General features: G+C 72.5%; 12 protein-coding genes. 6 read left to right on the top strand and 6 right to left on the bottom strand.

Translation table 11 applies throughout. The annotated features are described in order from the left end of the window. The first annotated feature begins 37 nt into the window (after positions 1-37). The 4 genes from BM430_RS22705 (at position 38) to BM430_RS22690 (ending at position 6,019) form a co-directional block, all read left to right on the top strand. The gene (locus tag BM430_RS22705; RefSeq protein ID WP_093569519.1) at positions 38-2,362 is read left to right on the top strand and encodes a Tex family protein; all 2,325 of its coding nucleotides are present in this window, start codon (positions 38-40) and stop codon (positions 2,360-2,362) included. Between the two features lie 163 nt (positions 2,363-2,525). Then, positions 2,526-2,771, top strand: a complete 246-nt coding sequence (locus tag BM430_RS22700) for a type II toxin-antitoxin system Phd/YefM family antitoxin (RefSeq protein ID WP_093569518.1) — start codon at positions 2,526-2,528, stop codon at positions 2,769-2,771. After that, positions 2,768-3,244, top strand: a complete 477-nt coding sequence (locus tag BM430_RS22695) for a type II toxin-antitoxin system VapC family toxin (protein WP_093569517.1) — start codon at positions 2,768-2,770, stop codon at positions 3,242-3,244. The genes BM430_RS22700 and BM430_RS22695 overlap by 4 nt, the downstream gene beginning before the upstream one ends. A gap of 558 nt (positions 3,245-3,802) precedes the next feature. Then, positions 3,803-6,019 (top strand): CHASE domain-containing protein, encoded by a 2,217-nt coding sequence (locus tag BM430_RS22690; RefSeq protein ID WP_348273093.1) that lies wholly within the window; start codon positions 3,803-3,805, stop codon positions 6,017-6,019. Here the strand turns inward: BM430_RS22690 and BM430_RS22685 are convergent. Genes BM430_RS22685 through BM430_RS22670 form a run of 4 tightly spaced genes read right to left on the bottom strand, consistent with a single transcriptional unit; the run spans position 5,985 to position 10,213 of the window. After that, the gene (locus tag BM430_RS22685; protein ID WP_093569515.1) at positions 5,985-6,461 is read right to left on the bottom strand and encodes a hypothetical protein; all 477 of its coding nucleotides are present in this window, start codon (positions 6,459-6,461) and stop codon (positions 5,985-5,987) included. The two genes, BM430_RS22690 and BM430_RS22685, sit on opposite strands and share 35 nt — an antisense overlap. Positions 6,462-6,503: 42 nt before the next feature. Then, complete coding sequence (locus BM430_RS22680; protein WP_244539624.1) at positions 6,504-7,811, bottom strand: flavin monoamine oxidase family protein; 1,308 nt, start codon at positions 7,809-7,811, stop codon at positions 6,504-6,506. An 8-nt stretch (positions 7,812-7,819) separates the two neighbouring features. Next, positions 7,820-8,386, bottom strand: coding sequence for a hypothetical protein (locus BM430_RS22675; RefSeq protein WP_244539623.1), 567 nt, complete (start codon positions 8,384-8,386; stop codon positions 7,820-7,822). Between the two features lie 3 nt (positions 8,387-8,389). Beyond that, the gene (locus tag BM430_RS22670; RefSeq protein ID WP_093569513.1) at positions 8,390-10,213 is read right to left on the bottom strand and encodes a hypothetical protein; all 1,824 of its coding nucleotides are present in this window, start codon (positions 10,211-10,213) and stop codon (positions 8,390-8,392) included. Positions 10,214-10,392: 179 nt separating this feature from the next. On the opposite strand from BM430_RS22670, the gene BM430_RS22665 reads away from it, so the two are divergent. Continuing rightward, on the top strand, positions 10,393-11,895 hold the full coding sequence (locus tag BM430_RS22665; RefSeq protein ID WP_093569512.1) for an NAD(P)/FAD-dependent oxidoreductase: 1,503 nt from the start codon (positions 10,393-10,395) through the stop codon (positions 11,893-11,895). 453 nt (positions 11,896-12,348) lie between these two features. On the opposite strand, the gene BM430_RS22660 is transcribed toward BM430_RS22665, so the two are convergent. Both BM430_RS22660 and BM430_RS22655 read right to left on the bottom strand, forming a co-directional pair. After that, positions 12,349-12,804, bottom strand: coding sequence for a DUF2243 domain-containing protein (locus tag BM430_RS22660; protein ID WP_093569511.1), 456 nt, complete (start codon positions 12,802-12,804; stop codon positions 12,349-12,351). A gap of 56 nt (positions 12,805-12,860) precedes the next feature. Then, on the bottom strand, positions 12,861-14,363 hold the full coding sequence (locus BM430_RS22655) for a peptidoglycan-binding domain-containing protein (RefSeq protein WP_143132104.1): 1,503 nt from the start codon (positions 14,361-14,363) through the stop codon (positions 12,861-12,863). A gap of 399 nt (positions 14,364-14,762) precedes the next feature. On the opposite strand from BM430_RS22655, the gene BM430_RS22650 reads away from it, so the two are divergent. Further along, the gene (locus BM430_RS22650) at positions 14,763-15,929 is read left to right on the top strand and encodes a complex I NDUFA9 subunit family protein (protein WP_093569509.1); all 1,167 of its coding nucleotides are present in this window, start codon (positions 14,763-14,765) and stop codon (positions 15,927-15,929) included. Positions 15,930-16,042: the final 113 nt, after the last annotated feature.

The raw sequence follows: 16,042 nt of genomic DNA, 5'->3' as shown, positions 1-16,042 counted from the left end.
CCTCTAAACACGCGCCTCCCCCACCCGGAGAGGCCCCATGCCGACGATCGAGCAGCGCATCGCCACCGAACTCGGCGCGCAGGAATGGCAGGTCAAGGCGGCGGTGGAGTTGCTGGACGGCGGCTCGACGGTGCCGTTCATCGCCCGCTACCGCAAGGAAGTCACCGGCACCCTGGACGACGCGCAGCTGCGCACCCTCGAGGAGCGCCTGCGCTACCTGCGCGAGTTGGACGCCCGCCGCGCCGCGATCCTCGAGAGCGTGAGCGCGCAAGGCAAGCTCGACGACGCCTTGAGGGGCCGGATCCTCGCCGCCGAGACCAAGGCGCGGCTCGAGGATCTTTACCTGCCGTTCAAGACCAAGCGCCGCACCAAGGCGCAGATCGCCCGCGAGGCCGGCCTCGGGCCGCTGGCCGAGGCGTTGCTCGCCCACCCCGACCAGGTGCCGCTCAAAGCCGCCGCCCCGTTCGTCGACGAGGGCAAGGGCGTCGCCACGCCCGAGGCGGCGCTGGAGGGCGCCCGCTCCATCCTGGTCGAGCGCTTCGCCGAGAATGCCGAACTGGTCGGGCAGTTGCGCGAGGCGTTCTGGACCCGCGGCAAGCTCGTCTCGCGGGTGCGCGACGGCAAGGCCCAGGCCGGCGCCAAGTTCTCCGACTATTTCGACTTCTCCGAGCCGCTGACCCGCCTGCCCTCCCACCGGGTGCTCGCGCTGTTCCGGGGCGAGAAGGAGGAGGTGCTGGACCTGCGCCTCGACGAGGCACCGGAGGGCGTCGACGCGCCAGCGCTCTACGATGGCCGCATCGCCCTCTCCGCCGGGATCCAGGATCGCGGCCGCCCCGGCGACCGTTGGCTGATGGAGGCGGTGCGCTTCGCCTGGCGCACCAAGCTCCGGCTCTCGATCGAGCTCGACCTGCGGGCGCGCCTCTGGGAGGCGGCGGAGACGGAGGGCGTCAGGGTCTTCGCCGGCAACCTGCGCGACCTGCTGCTCGCCGCGCCCGCCGGCGCCCGGCCGACGCTCGGCCTCGATCCGGGTTTCCGCACCGGCGTGAAGGTCGCAGTGGTGGACGCCACCGGCAAGGTGGTGGCGACGGACACGATCTACCCGCACGAGCCGCGGCGCGACTGGACCGGCTCGCTGATGACGCTAGCAAAACTCTGCCGGGCGCACGGCGTGGAGCTGGTGGCGATCGGCAACGGCACCGCCTCGCGGGAGACCGATCGTCTGGCCGCCGAGCTGATCGCCAAGCAGCCGGAGCTGAAGCTCACCAAGGTGATGGTGTCGGAGGCCGGCGCCTCGGTCTACTCGGCCTCGGCCTATGCCAGCGCGGAACTGCCGGGCCTCGACGTATCCCTGCGCGGCGCGGTCTCGATCGCCCGGCGCCTGCAGGACCCGCTGGCGGAGCTGGTGAAGATCGAGCCGAAGGCGATCGGCGTCGGGCAGTACCAGCACGATTTGGCGGAGGGGAAGCTGTCGCGCTCCCTCGACGCGGTGGTGGAGGATTGCGTGAACGGCGTCGGGGTCGACGTCAACACGGCGTCGGGCCCGCTGCTCGCCCGGGTGTCGGGCCTCAGCGAGCGGGTGGCGCAGAACATCGTCAGCCACCGCGACACGAACGGGCCGTTCCGCAGCCGCTCGGGGCTGAAGAAGGTCGCGGGGCTCGGGCCGAAGGCGTTCGAATTGTCGGCGGGCTTCCTGCGGATCCAGAACGGCGACGACCCGCTCGACGCGTCCGGCGTCCACCCGGAGGCCTATCCGGTGGTGCGCCGCATCCTCCAGGCGACGAAGAGCGACATCAAGGCGGTGATCGGCAACGGCACGGTGCTGAAGGGCCTGAATCCCAGAACCTTCACCGACGAGACCTTCGGGCTGCCGACGGTCACCGACATCATCGCCGAGCTGGAGAAGCCCGGCCGCGACCCGCGCCCGACCTTCAAGACCGCGACCTTCCAGGAGGGCGTCGAGACGATCGGCGACCTCAAGCCCGGCATGGTGCTGGAGGGGGTGGTCACCAACGTCGCGGCCTTCGGGGCCTTCGTCGATATCGGCGTGCACCAGGACGGGCTCGTCCACATCTCGGCCCTGTCCAAGACCTTCGTCAAGGACCCGCGGGCGGTGGTGAAGCCCGGCGACGTGGTGCGGGTGAAGGTCCTGGAGGTCGATGCTCCGCGCAAGCGCATCTCGCTGACGATGCGCCTCGACGACGAGGTCGGCGCGCGGCCGCCGCGGGAGCAGGGCGGCCAGCATCGCGACGCGCCCCGGCGGGACGCGCCGCGCCCGCAACCCCGCCGCGAGGAGCCGGCCGGCGGCGGGGCGCTGGCGGATGCCCTGCGCAAGGCGGGGCTCGATCGCGGGTCGCGGCGCTGATGGGGGTTCGTTGCTCTCGTTAGGGCAGCGCCCGATTGCGCCGCAATCGGACGCCGTTCTAGATCTCTGATTTCGCCGCATTTTCTACGATGAATCATTACCCAATCCGTCGGAAAAATGCTCTATTGTGACTACATGAGGTCACGATCGCGAGGCCCATCTCATGCGGACGCTTCAAGTGAGGGACGCCAAGGCAGGATTCTCGGCGCTGGTCGAGGCGGCCGAGCGAGGCGAGCCGACCACGATCACGCGGCATGGGCGACCGGCCGCGGTGATCGTCCCGGTGGAGGTCGCGCGTCGCCTGTATCCCGATGACACGCCAAACTTCGCCGACTTCCTGATGACGTTCCCGGGTATTCCCGACGACACCGAGCGCGACCAGACGCCGGCGCGGTCGGTCGATCTATGAGTTTCAGCGGCTACCTGCTCGATACCTCCGTGCTCTCGCTCCTCGCACCAGGTCGGCCCAGTCTGCCCGAAGTCGTATCGGCTCGACTGCGCGAGGAGGCGGGATGCCTGTACCTCTCGGCCGTGACGCTTGCGGAGATCCGCCAGGGCATCTGCAAGCTGCGCCGGAAAGGAACGACGGTCCGTGCAGACGCCCTCGACACATGGCTGGCCTCCCTTCTCGCCGTGTTCGCAGACCGTGTGCTTCCGTTCGGAATCGACGAAGCCGACGCGGCCGGTACGCTGGCGGATTGCGCGATCGGTATTGGGCGTCATCCGGGTTTCGCCGATGTAGCAATCGCCGCCACCGCGAGCATGCATGGCCTCGTGCTCGTCACGGAGAACCTGCGCCACTTCGAACCGCTGACCGCATTCGGCGTGACGGCATACGATCTCGCCGGGATGGCGGGGTTGGGCCGGGGGTTGCGACGCTGACGGGGCACAGGACACCGGCGCAAGGCTTGCGGTGATCGAGATCTTTCCGTCGAAGTCTCCAGGCCGAGGTTGCGGTCAGGATGGCGACGGAGCCGGGAAGCTCCGTCGTGTCCCCGAACGCCGACGATCCTGCGCCCGGCCGGCGCGCAGGTGCCGTAAGTATCCCGCAACCATCGCGGGGCGAGATTGGGAACGGACCGGCCGAGCTTCGAGTTGAGGGCCGCCGATCCGGGAGGTATCCGTGAGACGACCCGTCCTCCTCCTGCGCGGGCCGCAGCACCCGGCCCGCCCGTCCCGCGACCGTCCGGCCGCCTGAACCCGCGTTCGACGGCTCGCAAAACCGCCCCGGCGACGCCATCATGGTCGCGCCCGCCATTGCCCGTCCATGGGACGGGCCGTTCCATCCGCCCGGCTTCTCCCTTGCACGACCATTCCTTGAAGCAAGGCCGTGTCGAGACGACGGCCCCCCCGATCCCCCGGCCACCGCGGGCCGCGCGATGGATCCCGCACGCGATCCTGGCCGCGGGCCTGCTTGCGACGGGGCTCAGCACCGCCCTGATGTGGCGGGCCGGGAGCCTGCGCGACCGGCTGACCTTCCTCCACGCCACCGACATCGAGCTGCGCACCGTCGAGGACCAGTTCCGGACCTACACCGCCCTCCTGCGGGGCGGCGCCGGCCTGTTCGCCGCCAACCGCGATACCGTCACGCTGGCCGAGTTCCGCGCCTACGTGCAGCGGATCGAGTTCCAGGCGCTGTATCCCGGCTTCCTCGGCATCGGCTTCACGCCGGCGATTCCGGCCTCCGAACGCGAGCGGTTCGCCGCCCGGGCCGCGGCTTTGGGCGTGCCGGACTTTCGCGTGCGCCCGCCGAGCGACTATCCCGTGCTCAGCCCGATCCTGTTCGCCGAGCCGCCGAACCCGCGCAACCAGGCCGCGATCGGCTACGACGTGATGTCCGATCCGGTCCGCCGCGACATGGTCGAGCGCGCGCGCGACAGCGGCCAGCCGGCCGCCTCGGCGCGGATCCAGCTCGTGCAGGAGATCGACGCGAACAAGCAGGCCGGCTTCCTGGTCGCCATGCCGGTCTATGCCGGCGGCACCGTCCCGCCCGATCTCGACGAGCGGCGGCGGCGCTACCTCGGCTTCGTCTTCGGCGCCTTCCGGGCCGACGACCTGTTCAACAGCATCGTGGCGGCGGAGGCCGAGGAGGATGCCGCCTTCGCCATCTACGACGGCGCCCCCGGCGAGGCGACGCTGCTGCACCGCTCCACGGTGGCGCCGAACACGACGCCCGGCCGCCTCACGCGCGAGGCGACGATCGAGTTGGGCGGCCGCACCTGGACGGTGCTGTTCGAGCAGCGCGTCTCGGCCCGGCGCGCCTCGGCGCTGCCGGAGATCGGACTCGTCTGCGGCGGCGGCCTCCTCGCCAGCGCCCTGCTCGCCTTCGCGGCGTTCCGGCAGCGCCGCACGCAGGACGAGATCCGCCGCCTCAACGCCTCGCTGGAGGCCCGGGTCGAGGAGCGGACGCGCGACCTGCGGGACGCGGCCGAGAGCCTGCGGCAGGCCGGCGAGGAGCGCGCCCGCATCGAGGAGGTCCTGCGCCAGTCGCAGAAGATGGAGGCGGTGGGCCAGCTCACCGGAGGCCTCGCCCACGACTTCAACAACCTGCTCGCCGGCATCTCGGGCTCGCTGGAGCTGATCGAGACCCGCATCGGCCAGGGCCGCTCCAAGGACGTGGCGAAGTACATCGCCGCCGCGCAGGGCGCCGCGAAGCGCGCCGCGGCGCTGACCCACCGCCTGCTCGCCTTCTCGCGCCGCCAGACGCTGGCGCCCCGGGCCATCGACGCGAACCGGCTGGTGGACGGGATGCTCGACCTGATCCAGCGCACCGTCGGCCCGGCTATCGACGTGCGGCACACGGGGGCGGACGACCTCTGGCCCGCCCTGGTCGACCCGTCGCAGCTCGAGAACTCCCTCCTGAACCTCTGCATCAACGCGCGGGACGCGATGCCGGAGGGCGGCCGGATCGTCATCGCGACGGAGAACCGCTGGATCGACCGCGCCCAGGCCGCGGCGCACGACATGCCGGAGGGGCAATACCTGGCTTTGTGCGTGTCCGACACCGGGACCGGCATGCCCCCGGAGGTCGTCGCCCGGGCCTTCGACCCGTTCTTCACGACGAAGCCGATGGGCGAGGGCACGGGGCTCGGCCTGTCGATGATCTACGGCTTCGCCAAGCAGTCGGGCGGGCAGGTGCGCATCGCCTCCGAGGTCGGTGCGGGCACGACCGTGTGCCTCTACCTGCCGCGGCACCGGGGCGAGGCGGATGCGGAGGGGATCGACCCCGAGCGGCGCCCGATGGCGCAGGCCGGGGCGGGCGAGACCGTGCTGGTCGTGGACGACGAGCCGACCGTGCGGATGCTCGTGACCGACGTGCTGAGCGACCTCGGCTACACCGCCGTCGAGGCCGCGGACGGGGCAGGCGGCTTGAGGGTGCTCCAGTCGGACGCCCGCGTCGACCTCCTGGTGACCGATGTCGGCCTGCCCGGCGGCATGAACGGCCGCCAGATGGCGGATGCCGCCCGGGTCGCCCGGCCGGACCTGAAGGTCCTGTTCATCACCGGCTTCGCGGAGGCCGCCCTGTTCGGCAACGGTCCGCTCGAACCCGGCATGGCGGTCCTGACAAAGCCCTTCGCGGTCGACGCCCTGGCGGCGCGCATCCGCGAGATGATCGCACCGTCTACTTCGCCCCCGCCGCCTCGCTCGCCGTCGTGAACGTCCCCTCGAAGCGGCCGCGCTGGGTGTCGGCGGCGCAGGCGACGGTGGAGCGGTTCGGCCCCGCGGGCGGGAAGCGGCAGGAGCCGACGGTCATCAGGGTGTCGCGGGTGATGCCGCCGTCAGCGCCCTTCACCGTGAGGATCACGGCGCTGACCGGCTGGAGCGCATCGACCCCGACCTCTTCCTGGCGGTCCTGCGGCATGCCGGTGCCGCTGAAGCTCACTGTGGTGCCGTCGCTCGACGTGAAGTCGAACGAGGTGCGCCGGCCCTGGACCGTGTTGACGATGCTCTCGCCGCAGGTCGGGCTGACGTCCTTGCCGGCGATGACGAGCTTCTCGCAGGCGCCCTTGAGCACGTTGCGGGTGAGCGGCTGGGCGTGGGATTCGACGGCGCAGGACAGGCCGAGGAGCAGCAGGAGGGTGAGGGCACGGGTCAGCATGCGGGGAATGTAGGGACCGGCGGCGGCAAACCCAATGTGGCTTTAGTGGAGAAAGGCCGCGATGGCGTCGGCCGCCCGCTCGCCCTCCGCGAAGGCGCCGCCCGCGGTGCCCCACTGCTCCCGCGACAGGGCCTCGCCGGCAAACCAGATCCGCTCGCCCACCGCTTCCTTGAGGAGGTCGCGGGCCCCCGTATGGCCCGGCGGCACCACCGCCCAGGAGCCGCGCGACCACGGATCGTGGCGCCACTCGGTCACCGCCGGCACGGCGAGGTCGCGCAAGGTGCCGCGGCCGACCTGCTCCGCCAGGGTCTCGCGCACCAGCCGCCGCGCCCCGTCCGCCCCGGCGCGGGCCGCGTCGAGGCGCGCGGCCAGGGGCACGTCGAGCTCGAAATAGTGGAACGGCGTGCCGTCGACCCGGGTCAGCAGGCCCGGCGGCTGGAGCCGGCCGCCGATCAGGCTCGCCAGCCGGTCGCGGCCGCGGAACGGCGAGGACGGCCAGTGCAGCACCACGTGCTCGTAGATGCCGGTGCGGAATCCGTCGATCGCCGCGCGGACCGGGGGCGGCAGGTCGGGGGCGAAGCGGAGCGCGGGTGCGGGCTCCTGCATCACCATCATCGGGGCGGTGACGAGGGCGGCCCGCGCCTTGAGCCCCCCGCGCGCGCCGAGATCGAGCCGCACCCCCTCCCCGGCCCAGTCGAGGGCGGTGACGGGGGTGGACAACGCCACCGGCAGCCCGGCTGCAAGGCGGGCGAGATAGGCGCCGTAGCCGCCGGCAATGAAGAAGTTGTCGCCGTATTCCATGCTCGGGAAGTCGTGCAGGCTGATCTCGGTGAGCGGCCGGCCCGAGACGAGGCCGTGCACCAGGGCGACGCGCTGCCCCCAGGGGCCGAGGCCGGGCGGCAGGGCGGTCGCGGCGGGCCGGTCCTCCCCGTGCAGGCGCGCGCCGTCGGTCATCGCCCGGTCGGCGACGGCCCAGGCGCGGCCGAAGGCCAGCTCCTCCGCCGGCCGGCCCGGACGGCGCCCGACCCAAAGGTGGCTCTCCTGCGCGGCCCGGCGCAGGGGCTCGCCGCGCTCGAATCCCAAGGCGACCAGGGGGTTGATCGGCCCGGCATGGAGCCAGTGGGCGCCGAGATCGACCGGGTGGCCGCGCAGGGACGTCGTGACGGTCCGGCCGCCGAGCCGCGGGCGGGCCTCCAGCACGGCCACCGACAGGCCGCGGGCGAGAAGCCGGCGCGCCGCGCCGATCCCGGCGGCGCCGGCGCCGATCACCACCACGTCGGGATGGGCGGGCAGGGCCGCCAGGGGCGGAACGCCGGTGGGGCTCAGGTGCTCGTGGGCGGCGCGCGGCATCCGGATCATCACCCCTTGTTCGCCTCTGCACCGGCCGCTGCCGCGATTCCGTCGAGCCAGCGGGTCAGGCGCCCGTGGCTCGTCGCCGGGACGGGGCAGCCGGCCTGGCTGCGGATGTAGAGCGCGAGGCTCGATCGGCCCTCCCCGCGGCCGACGATCTCGACCGTGACGGTGTCGGGGCAGCGAAGCACGGCGGTGCGGGCGACGTAGCGGTCCTGCTCGCCCCACCGGTCGGTGAAGACGAGCGCGGTGCGCGGCTCGCGCTCGGCCACCGATCGGACGATCTCGCGCAAGGTGGCGCCCGCCACCGCGTAGACCGGCGGCACCGCGTCGGCCTGCGCCTTCGGGCAGATATCGGCCGCGCAGGCGAGGGCGTCGCCCTTGGAGCGCACGCGCCGCAGAGCCGCGAAATCGACCGGGCCGAGATCGGGGGGCCCGAGCAGGGCGAGCCAGGCCTCCTCGATGCCGCCGGGCTCCTCGCCGCGGGCGACCATCACCGCCCCGGCGGCCAGGACCGCGAGCAGGAGGACCAGGGGGAAGGCGGCGAGGGAGAGCGCGGCGGCACGCCCGGTCACGGATCAGCCTTTCGCGGCGCCGGCCGCGAGGCGCCAGACTCGCAAGGGGGTGTCCGGCACCGGGACCGGCTCCAGCCCGGGCGGGGTGATCTCGCCGCGCCCGATCCGGTCCGCGACGCTCGGCGCCCCCGGATCGGCCGGGGTGGCGCAGGCCACGATGTAGTCCGCCCCCACCCGCGCGGCCACCGCCGCGAGGGAGTTCGCGTCGTGAAAAGCCTCGAGGGCGGCGACGAGTCCCGGCAGTGCCCGGTGGTAGGGCGCCGCCACGACGGTGTGGTGGCCGTGCAGGAGCAGGGCCGGCCCGAGATCGATCCGGGCGAGGATCAGCCCCGGCGGCAGGACGTCGAGGGCGGCGACCGCTTTGGCGTCGCCGCAATCCTGCCAGGCGGCGCGCTCCGCCTCCATCGCCTTGTCCGGCCCGGCGGGGGCCGGCAGGAGCGACGCGAGGAGGAGCCAGACCTTGCCGCACAGGGCGAGGCTTATCGCCAGGGCGGCGACCTGCCGGGATGCGGTGGCCCCGGGCGTCCGCAGGAGCGCCACCGCCCGGTCGAGGAGCGGGCCGGCCACCAGGGGCACGAAGGCGGCGGCGACGTAGAGGCCGCGGACCTGCGGCACGCCGAAGGCGAGGCCGAGCCAGAGCGCGCCGGCGGTCGCGGCCATCAGGTGCCGCTGCCCGGCCTCGCGCCCGCGCCAGGCCCACAGGCTCGCCGCGACGGCGCCGATCAGAACCGGGAGGTAGCCGGCCAGCGCGAGATCGGGGGCGTGCCGGGCGAGGCGCCAGGCCGGGAGCATCTCCTGCACCCGCACCAGCCATTCCCGGCGCACGAGGTCGGGCATGCCGGTGAACGGCCCGGCGGCACAGGCCGGGAACATGACGAGGAACCCGCCGGCCGCCGCGAGTCCGCAGGCGACGAGCAGGCCGAGCCGCCGCCCGGCGCCCCACCCGCCCGGCAGGAGAGAGGCCGCCGCTGCGGTGAGCCCGGCCGAGGCGGCGAGCCAGAGCCAGGGCGGCGAGAGCGCGTCGCAGGCGGTGGCGCTCCACAAGGCCGGTGCGGTCTGGACGACGAAGAGCGCCGGGGCGACGAGCCCGAGGGCGAGGCCGAAGCCGAGGAAGGGCGGCAGCGCGGCGCGCCCGGCCCGCAGCCACAGGCCCGCGAGAACGAGGCCGGCGAGCGCGATGAACGGCAGCGCCTCGAGCCCGACCGCCAGGGAGAGGGCCGCGAGCGCGCCGGCGCACACCCCGTCCCGGAGCGTGGCGCCTATGCGGGCGAGGCTCAAGGCCAGGGCGAGGACCGCGCAGATCTGGACGTTGTGGTGGTCGATCCGCCCCGGGAGGAACAGACCGCCGACGATGATCGATTGCGCGGCGGTAAACAGCGCGAAGGCCGCGGCGCGCCATCCGAAGAGGCGGCGCACCCCGCGATACAGGATCATCGCGTAGAGGCCGAGGAGCACGAGCGGCCACGCCACCGCGGCGATCCCCTCCGCCAGCGCCGCCCCCGCGAAGGGCCGCGCCAGCAGGATCAGGCCGGCGATCGGCACGTCGACGAGGCGCGACCAGTGCATCGGCGGCGCGCCGGCATGGCGGTGCTGGGCAAGGTCGAACCAGGACTGGCCGGCGAGGAGATCGCGCACCTGGACGAGCCGCATCGCATCGTCCGTGTCCGGCAGGCGCAGGTCGCGCAGGACCGCCCCGATCCCGGCCCAGGCCGTGAAACCGACGGCGCCGACGAGAACGAGGAGCCAGACGAGCGCCGGGCGCTCGAACGGGGAGGCTTGCGCCGCCCGCGGTCCGGATCGGGCCTGGGGGAGCAAGGCGGCGAGCATGGCGCGGGATCCTGGCCCGGAGGAGATCCGGGCGGGTCCGGCTTCGCACGGCGGCCGTTACCCCCCGGTTAGCAGGGTCGGTTGAGCGGATCTTTACCATCCCGACGGTAAAGCTCGGGGAGAGAGACCGGCCCCGGGGACCTACCCCGGGCGCCGGCGGCCCCGGAGTTGCCCCAGCGATGAGCCTTCACACCGAGACGCTGGTGATCGGCGGAGGACCGGCGGGCCTGACCACCGGCTACATGCTGGCCAAGGCCGGCCGCGACGTCGTGGTGCTGGAGCGCGACGCGACCCAGGTCGGCGGCATCAGCCGCACCGTGGCGTACAAGGGCTTCCTGTTCGACATCGGCGGCCACCGCTTCTTCTCGAAATCGCAGGAGGTGGTCGATCTCTGGAACGAGATCCTGCCCGACGACTTCATCGAGCGGCCGCGACTGTCGCGGATCTACTACAAGGGCAAGACCTACGCCTACCCGCTGAAGGCCTTCGAGGCCCTGCGCAACCTCGGCCTGATCGAGAGCGGACTCTGTGTCGCCTCCTATCTCTGGGCCCGGGCGCGGCCGATCCCCGACCCGCGAAGCTTCCACGACTGGGTCCGCAACCAGTTCGGCGAGCGGCTGTTCTCGATCTTCTTCAAGACCTACACCGAGAAGGTGTGGGGTATGTCCTGCGACGACATCTCGGCCGATTGGGCAGCCCAGCGCATCAAAGGGCTCGACCTCGGCGCGGCGATCCGCGACGGGCTGAAGCGCTCCCTCGGGCTCCATCGGCCGGCCGCCGGCGACGGCCCGGTGATCAAGACCCTGATCGAGTCGTTCCGCTATCCCCGCCGCGGCCCCGGCATGATGTGGGACGCCGCCGCCACGGCGATCAGGCAGCACGGCGGGAAGGTCCTGCTCGACCGGCGGGTCGACGCGCTGTCCTACGATTCCGCCACCAAGCTGTGGACGGTGAGCGCCCGGCGCGAGGGCGGCGGGCGCGAGACCTTCACGGCCCGCAACGTGGTCTCCTCGGCGCCGATCCGCGAGCTCGTCGGCGCCATCCGCCCGGCGCCCCTGAGCACCTTCCAGGCCCGCTCCCTGCGCTACCGCGACTTCGTCACCGTGGCGCTGATCGCGAAGGCCAAGGACAGCTTCCCGGACAACTGGATCTACGTCCACGACCCGGCGGTGAAGGTCGGCCGGGTGCAGAACTTCCGCTCCTGGTCGCCCGAGATGGTGCCGGACGATTCCTATACCTGTCTCGGCCTCGAATATTTCTGCTTCGAGGGCGACGGCCTGTGGAACGCGCCGGATTCGGAGCTGATCGCGCTCGCCCGCCGCGAGATCGGCCTGATCGGCCTCGTCGACCCGGCGAGCGTGGTCGATGCCTGCGTGGTGCGCCAACCCAAGGCCTATCCGGTCTACGACGACGCCTACCGCGCCCACGTGGCGACGATCCGCCGGGACCTCGAGGGCAGCTACCCGACCCTCCACCTCGTCGGCCGCAACGGGATGCACAAGTACAACAACCAGGACCACGCGATGATGACCGCGATGCTGACGGCGCGGAACATCCTTCTCGGCGAGCGCCGCTACGACGTGTGGAACGTCAACGAGGATGCCGAATACGCCGAGGCCGGGCTGTCGGGGGCGCGGGAGGCCCTGGTGAGCGAGCGGATGGTGCCGCGCAAGGTGGCGTGAGGGGTGTCGGGGCGTGCTTCACGGCAGCGGCGGATCAGCCGTGCAGTCCCATTCCGCGGCAAGCCCCCCCTCGTGAGCCACATCCCCTTTCCCGGACGACTGGAGCGATAGCGGAAGGAGATCCGGGATCCAGCGGATGAAGTGCCGCGAAGCGGCTCTATCTTTGCAACCTTGCAGACATGAGGTGCTTCGCGAATTCTTGTGCTGGATCCCGGATCTCCTTCCGCTTCGCTTCAGTCGTCCGGGAAAGGGCGGTGGCTCGCGCGGCATCGCGGATGAAGAACCACAGACGATGCTTGGCCTCTCACGATCCAGGGAGAGGTTTACCGCATCGCAGGCTCAGCAGCTCGTCCAGCGTCGGATCGAACCCGGCGACCCACCGCCCCCAGACCGGTGCCGTCGCGGCCGTGAGCGCCAGCGCGAGGAGGATCCACGGCAGCGCCGCGCGCCGCATCACCGCCCCCGCACCAGGAGGCCTCCCGCCAGCGCCATGGCGGCGCCCCAGGCGAGGAAGCCGGCATCCCACCAGGCCCAGGCCGCCCGCGGCACCGTCTCGTTGACGTGGTGGACACCGAGGATCTGGTGGTCGACCACGCCCTCGACGAGGTTGAACGCCGCCCAGCCGAGCAGCGTCGCGCCGGCGAGGAGCCGGCCGTCGTAAGGACGTCCCCGGCGCCACAGACCGAACACGCCGAGCACCACTAACACGTAGGTGGCGCTGTGGAAATACCCGTCCCAGCGGGTGTTCAGCTCCAGCGCGTCGAGCGAGGTGACCGGGTACCAGCTGCTCAGCATGTGGTGCCATTGCAGCAGCTGATGCAGCACGATCCCGTCGAAGAAGCCCCCGAGGCCGAGGCCGATCAGGAGGCCGGGCGACAGGTCGTGCCGGGGTCGGGGGAGCGCGGTCATGCGGGGCGAACGGCACGCAACTGCCTCCGTTCCCGGCGCCCCCCGGCGCCCGCGCGTCACCGCGCCGCGATCGATCCCTTGGATGCCATCGGCACCTCGGCCGCGACCGGTCCCTTGACCGGGCGGGACGGCAGGAGCCGGTCGATCTGCGCCGGGGTGAGCCGGCCGGTGGGCTCCGCGCCGAGACCGCGCTGGTACCGCGCGACAGCCGCCCGGGTCCCCTCCCCCGCTCGGCCGTCGGCCTTGCCGGCGAAATGCCCGGACCGGGCCAGCGCCTGCTGGATCTGCCGCCACTCCTCCGGCTGCAAGGCCGCCTCGCTCCGCGGCGGGGGCGGCGCGGCGGTGGCCGGCGCCGTCCCGGCGACGGGGGCCGCGCCATCCGCTCCTGCGAGCGAGACCTTGAGGGCGGCGATGCGGGCCCTGATCTCGGACAGGGTGTGGTCGGCGTCGCTGCCGTCGCTGGTGAGGGCGGCGAGGTGCACGCGCTCGCGCGACAGCTGGCTGCGGGCCTCCTCGATGCCGCGCGCCGTCTCCTGCAGGACGTCGGCGATGCCGGCGATCCGGTCGATGGCCGCGTGGTTGTCCTGCGCGGCCTGGCCGAGCGCGGCGACGCGGTCGCGGATCTGCCGGATCGCCGCCTCGCCCTCGGCCCGGGCCTCGGCCATCCGTCCGGCCTGCTCGACGATCTCGGCGCGCAGGGCGACGAGGGCAGCCCGGCCGGCCTCAGCCTCCGTGCGGGCCGCGGCCAGCCCCTCGCGCTGCTCCACCGCCTGCGCCCGCAGGGCGCTCGTCGCCCGGACCAGCCCGTCGAGCTCGTCCCGGTGCCGGGCGACGTCCTGGTCGAGCGCTCCCATCTCGGCGGCGATGCGGTGCGGCCGCGCCCCGGGATCGGCCGGGAGGCCGGCGGCCGCGCCGATCCCGGATCCGAGGCCGACGGCGTCCCGGAGGCTCCGGTGGGCCTGGGCGAGCAGGGTCGCGCCGGAGCCCGCCGCATCGCCGAGGGCCACATGTCCGACTCCTCCGGCGAGGAGGGCGATGGCGACCGCCGCCGTCGCGAGGCGCAGGCCGCGCCTCGGGAGCGGACGCGTCGTCGCGGCGCCGGGGGGAGGATGGCGGTCGGGCCCGGCCTCGGGCGCAGAGCCCGGAAGGCAGCCGGCATCGCGGAGATCGATCAGGATCTGCACGCAGCCCTGCATCTCCCGCAGGCTGACGAGCAGGCGTTCCTTGTCCTCCGGGCGCAGCATGCTCAGCGGCAGGGCATGCCCGGCCTCCGCGACGGTGCCGAGCTTCGGGTCCACGTAGCGTGAATAGGCCGGATGCTCCCGCAGCCGCGTGGCGATGACAAAATATTTGCTTCTGATGGAATAAAAATCATCGTCCTGAAACCCGTTATTGATGAATCGCGCGACGTCCACGAGATTCGCCAATTCCTTGGATAATATTTCGAGTTCGTCGCCCGATCGGTCGGGAATGACGGAACGCGTCTTTGCCGGTCGGCGCGCAAACCAATACGCGAACGCGAGCAAAACCAGCCCGGCGCCGATGAAGGCGGCCAGCATGTCGGCATCCGAATTCATTCCCAATCCCCCGTTTGAATTATTTTGTCATCAATTTGCTACATGGCCCTAGGTCAAACTCAAAGGATATTTTTACGAATTCGCTGGCGGCACGCTTTCCTGCCACACCGAGGCCGCCCGGCCGGCAAGGCGCGCCGCGGGCCGGGCCTCGGTCCAGCGGCACGCGGTCACGCCTGCGATGCAGGTCTCGATCGGGCTCTCACTCAGGCCGCTGGCGGATAGCCCCCTGCAAGCCTGTCGGGCTCGGGCCCCGAGCCGGCCGGCTGGAGTCCAAAGAGCTTCACAGCGCTCGCCCCCTCGACTAATGGAGCCGGCAGGACCCCGGCACGACTCCCCGGGAAAAGACTCCCCGGACAAGACCCGCGGAAGGACCCCACGACCATGACCGGCTTCGACCATGTCGGCCTGACCCGACCCGCCTCGCAGCTCGTGACCGTGTTCGGGGGATCGGGCTTCCTCGGCCGCCACGTGGTGCGGGCGCTCGCCAAGCGCGGCTACCGGATCCGGGTGGCGGTGCGCCGGCCCGACCTCGCCCAGTTCCTCCAGCCCCTCGGCCGCGTCGGCCAGATCGTCGGCGTGCAGGCGAACCTGCGCAATCCGGCCTCGATCGTGCGCGCCGCCGAGCACGCCGACATCGTGGTCAACCTCGTCGGCATCCTGCAGGAGAGCGGCAGCCAGAGCTTCCAGCGCCTGCAGGCCGACGGCGCCGCCGAGGTCGCCCGCGCCGCCGCCGCGGTGAACGCCCCGATGGTGCACGTCTCGGCGCTCGGCGCCGACGAGCAGTCTCCGTCGGCCTATGCCCGCTCGAAGGCGATCGGCGAGGCCCGGGTGTTCGAGGCCCGGCCCGACGCGGTGGTCTTCCGTCCCTCGATCGTGTTCGGGCCCGGAGACAGCTTCTTCAACCGCTTCGCCGGCCTCGCCCGGATGCTGCCGGTCCTGCCGCTCGCCGGGGCGGAGGCGCGGATGCAGCCGGTCTTCGCCGGCGACGTCGCCGAGGCGATCGCCCGGGCGGTCGAGGGCCAGGTCCAGGGCGGCCGGGCCTACGAGCTCGGCGGGCCGGAGATCCTGAGCCTGCAGCAGCTCGTCGAGTACACCCTGAAGGTGACGATGCGCAGCCGCGTGGTGCTGCCGCTGCCCGCCCCCGCCGCCCGGCTCCAGGCGCGGGTGATGGAGATCGTCGACACCGCGACGCTCGGCCTCCTGCCCGACACCCTGAAGCTCACCCGCGACCAGGTCGCCCTGCTCCAGAGCGACAACGTCGTGTCGGAGGCGGCCAAGGCCGAGAAGCGCACGATCGAGGGCCTCGGCATCGCGCCGACCGCGATCGAGGCGGTGGTGCCGGGCTACCTCTGGCGCTTCCGCAAGGCCGGCCAGTTCGCCACCGGCCGCGGCACCCCCGACATGGCCGCGACCCCGGACCTGCTGGCGCCCGAGCCGATGGGCCCGGGCTCGCAGCACCACCCGGGCGATGCCTCGGGCCCGGCGGTCGGGCAGCTCGCGGCGGGGGCCGGCCCGGCCCCGGGCGTGCGCTGGGGCAAGCGGCAGTAAGGGCTGACGCAGTTTGGGACATGAAGAAGGGCGGTCCCGCGGGGCCGCCCTTTCTCGTTGCCAATCCCCATTCCGGGCTCGGAACGGGTGGAGGCTGGACGAAGACCGTTCAG

Source organism: Methylobacterium sp. 174MFSha1.1 (assembly GCF_900116815.1).
Lineage (GTDB): Bacteria > Pseudomonadota > Alphaproteobacteria > Rhizobiales > Beijerinckiaceae > Methylobacterium.
Note: the sequence above shows the minus strand (reverse complement) of the source record. Positions and strands in the feature narration are given on the sequence as shown.

Bases quoted from the DNA above. Each gene is read 5' to 3' on its own strand.
- BM430_RS22705 (WP_093569519.1), top strand. From the start codon at position 38: ATGCCGACGATCGAGCAGCGCATCGCCACCGAACTCGGCGCGCAGGAA.
- BM430_RS22700 (WP_093569518.1), top strand. From the start codon at position 2,526: ATGCGGACGCTTCAAGTGAGGGACGCCAAGGCAGGATTCTCGGCGCTG.
- BM430_RS22695 (WP_093569517.1), top strand. From the start codon at position 2,768: ATGAGTTTCAGCGGCTACCTGCTCGATACCTCCGTGCTCTCGCTCCTC.
- BM430_RS22690 (WP_348273093.1), top strand. From the start codon at position 3,803: ATGTGGCGGGCCGGGAGCCTGCGCGACCGGCTGACCTTCCTCCACGCC.
- BM430_RS22685 (WP_093569515.1), bottom strand. From the start codon at position 6,461: ATGCTGACCCGTGCCCTCACCCTCCTGCTGCTCCTCGGCCTGTCCTGC.
- BM430_RS22680 (WP_244539624.1), bottom strand. From the start codon at position 7,811: ATGCCGCGCGCCGCCCACGAGCACCTGAGCCCCACCGGCGTTCCGCCC.
- BM430_RS22670 (WP_093569513.1), bottom strand. From the start codon at position 10,213: ATGCTCGCCGCCTTGCTCCCCCAGGCCCGATCCGGACCGCGGGCGGCG.
- BM430_RS22665 (WP_093569512.1), top strand. From the start codon at position 10,393: ATGAGCCTTCACACCGAGACGCTGGTGATCGGCGGAGGACCGGCGGGC.
- BM430_RS22660 (WP_093569511.1), bottom strand. From the start codon at position 12,804: ATGACCGCGCTCCCCCGACCCCGGCACGACCTGTCGCCCGGCCTCCTG.
- BM430_RS22655 (WP_143132104.1), bottom strand. From the start codon at position 14,363: ATGCTGGCCGCCTTCATCGGCGCCGGGCTGGTTTTGCTCGCGTTCGCG.
- BM430_RS22650 (WP_093569509.1), top strand. From the start codon at position 14,763: ATGACCGGCTTCGACCATGTCGGCCTGACCCGACCCGCCTCGCAGCTC.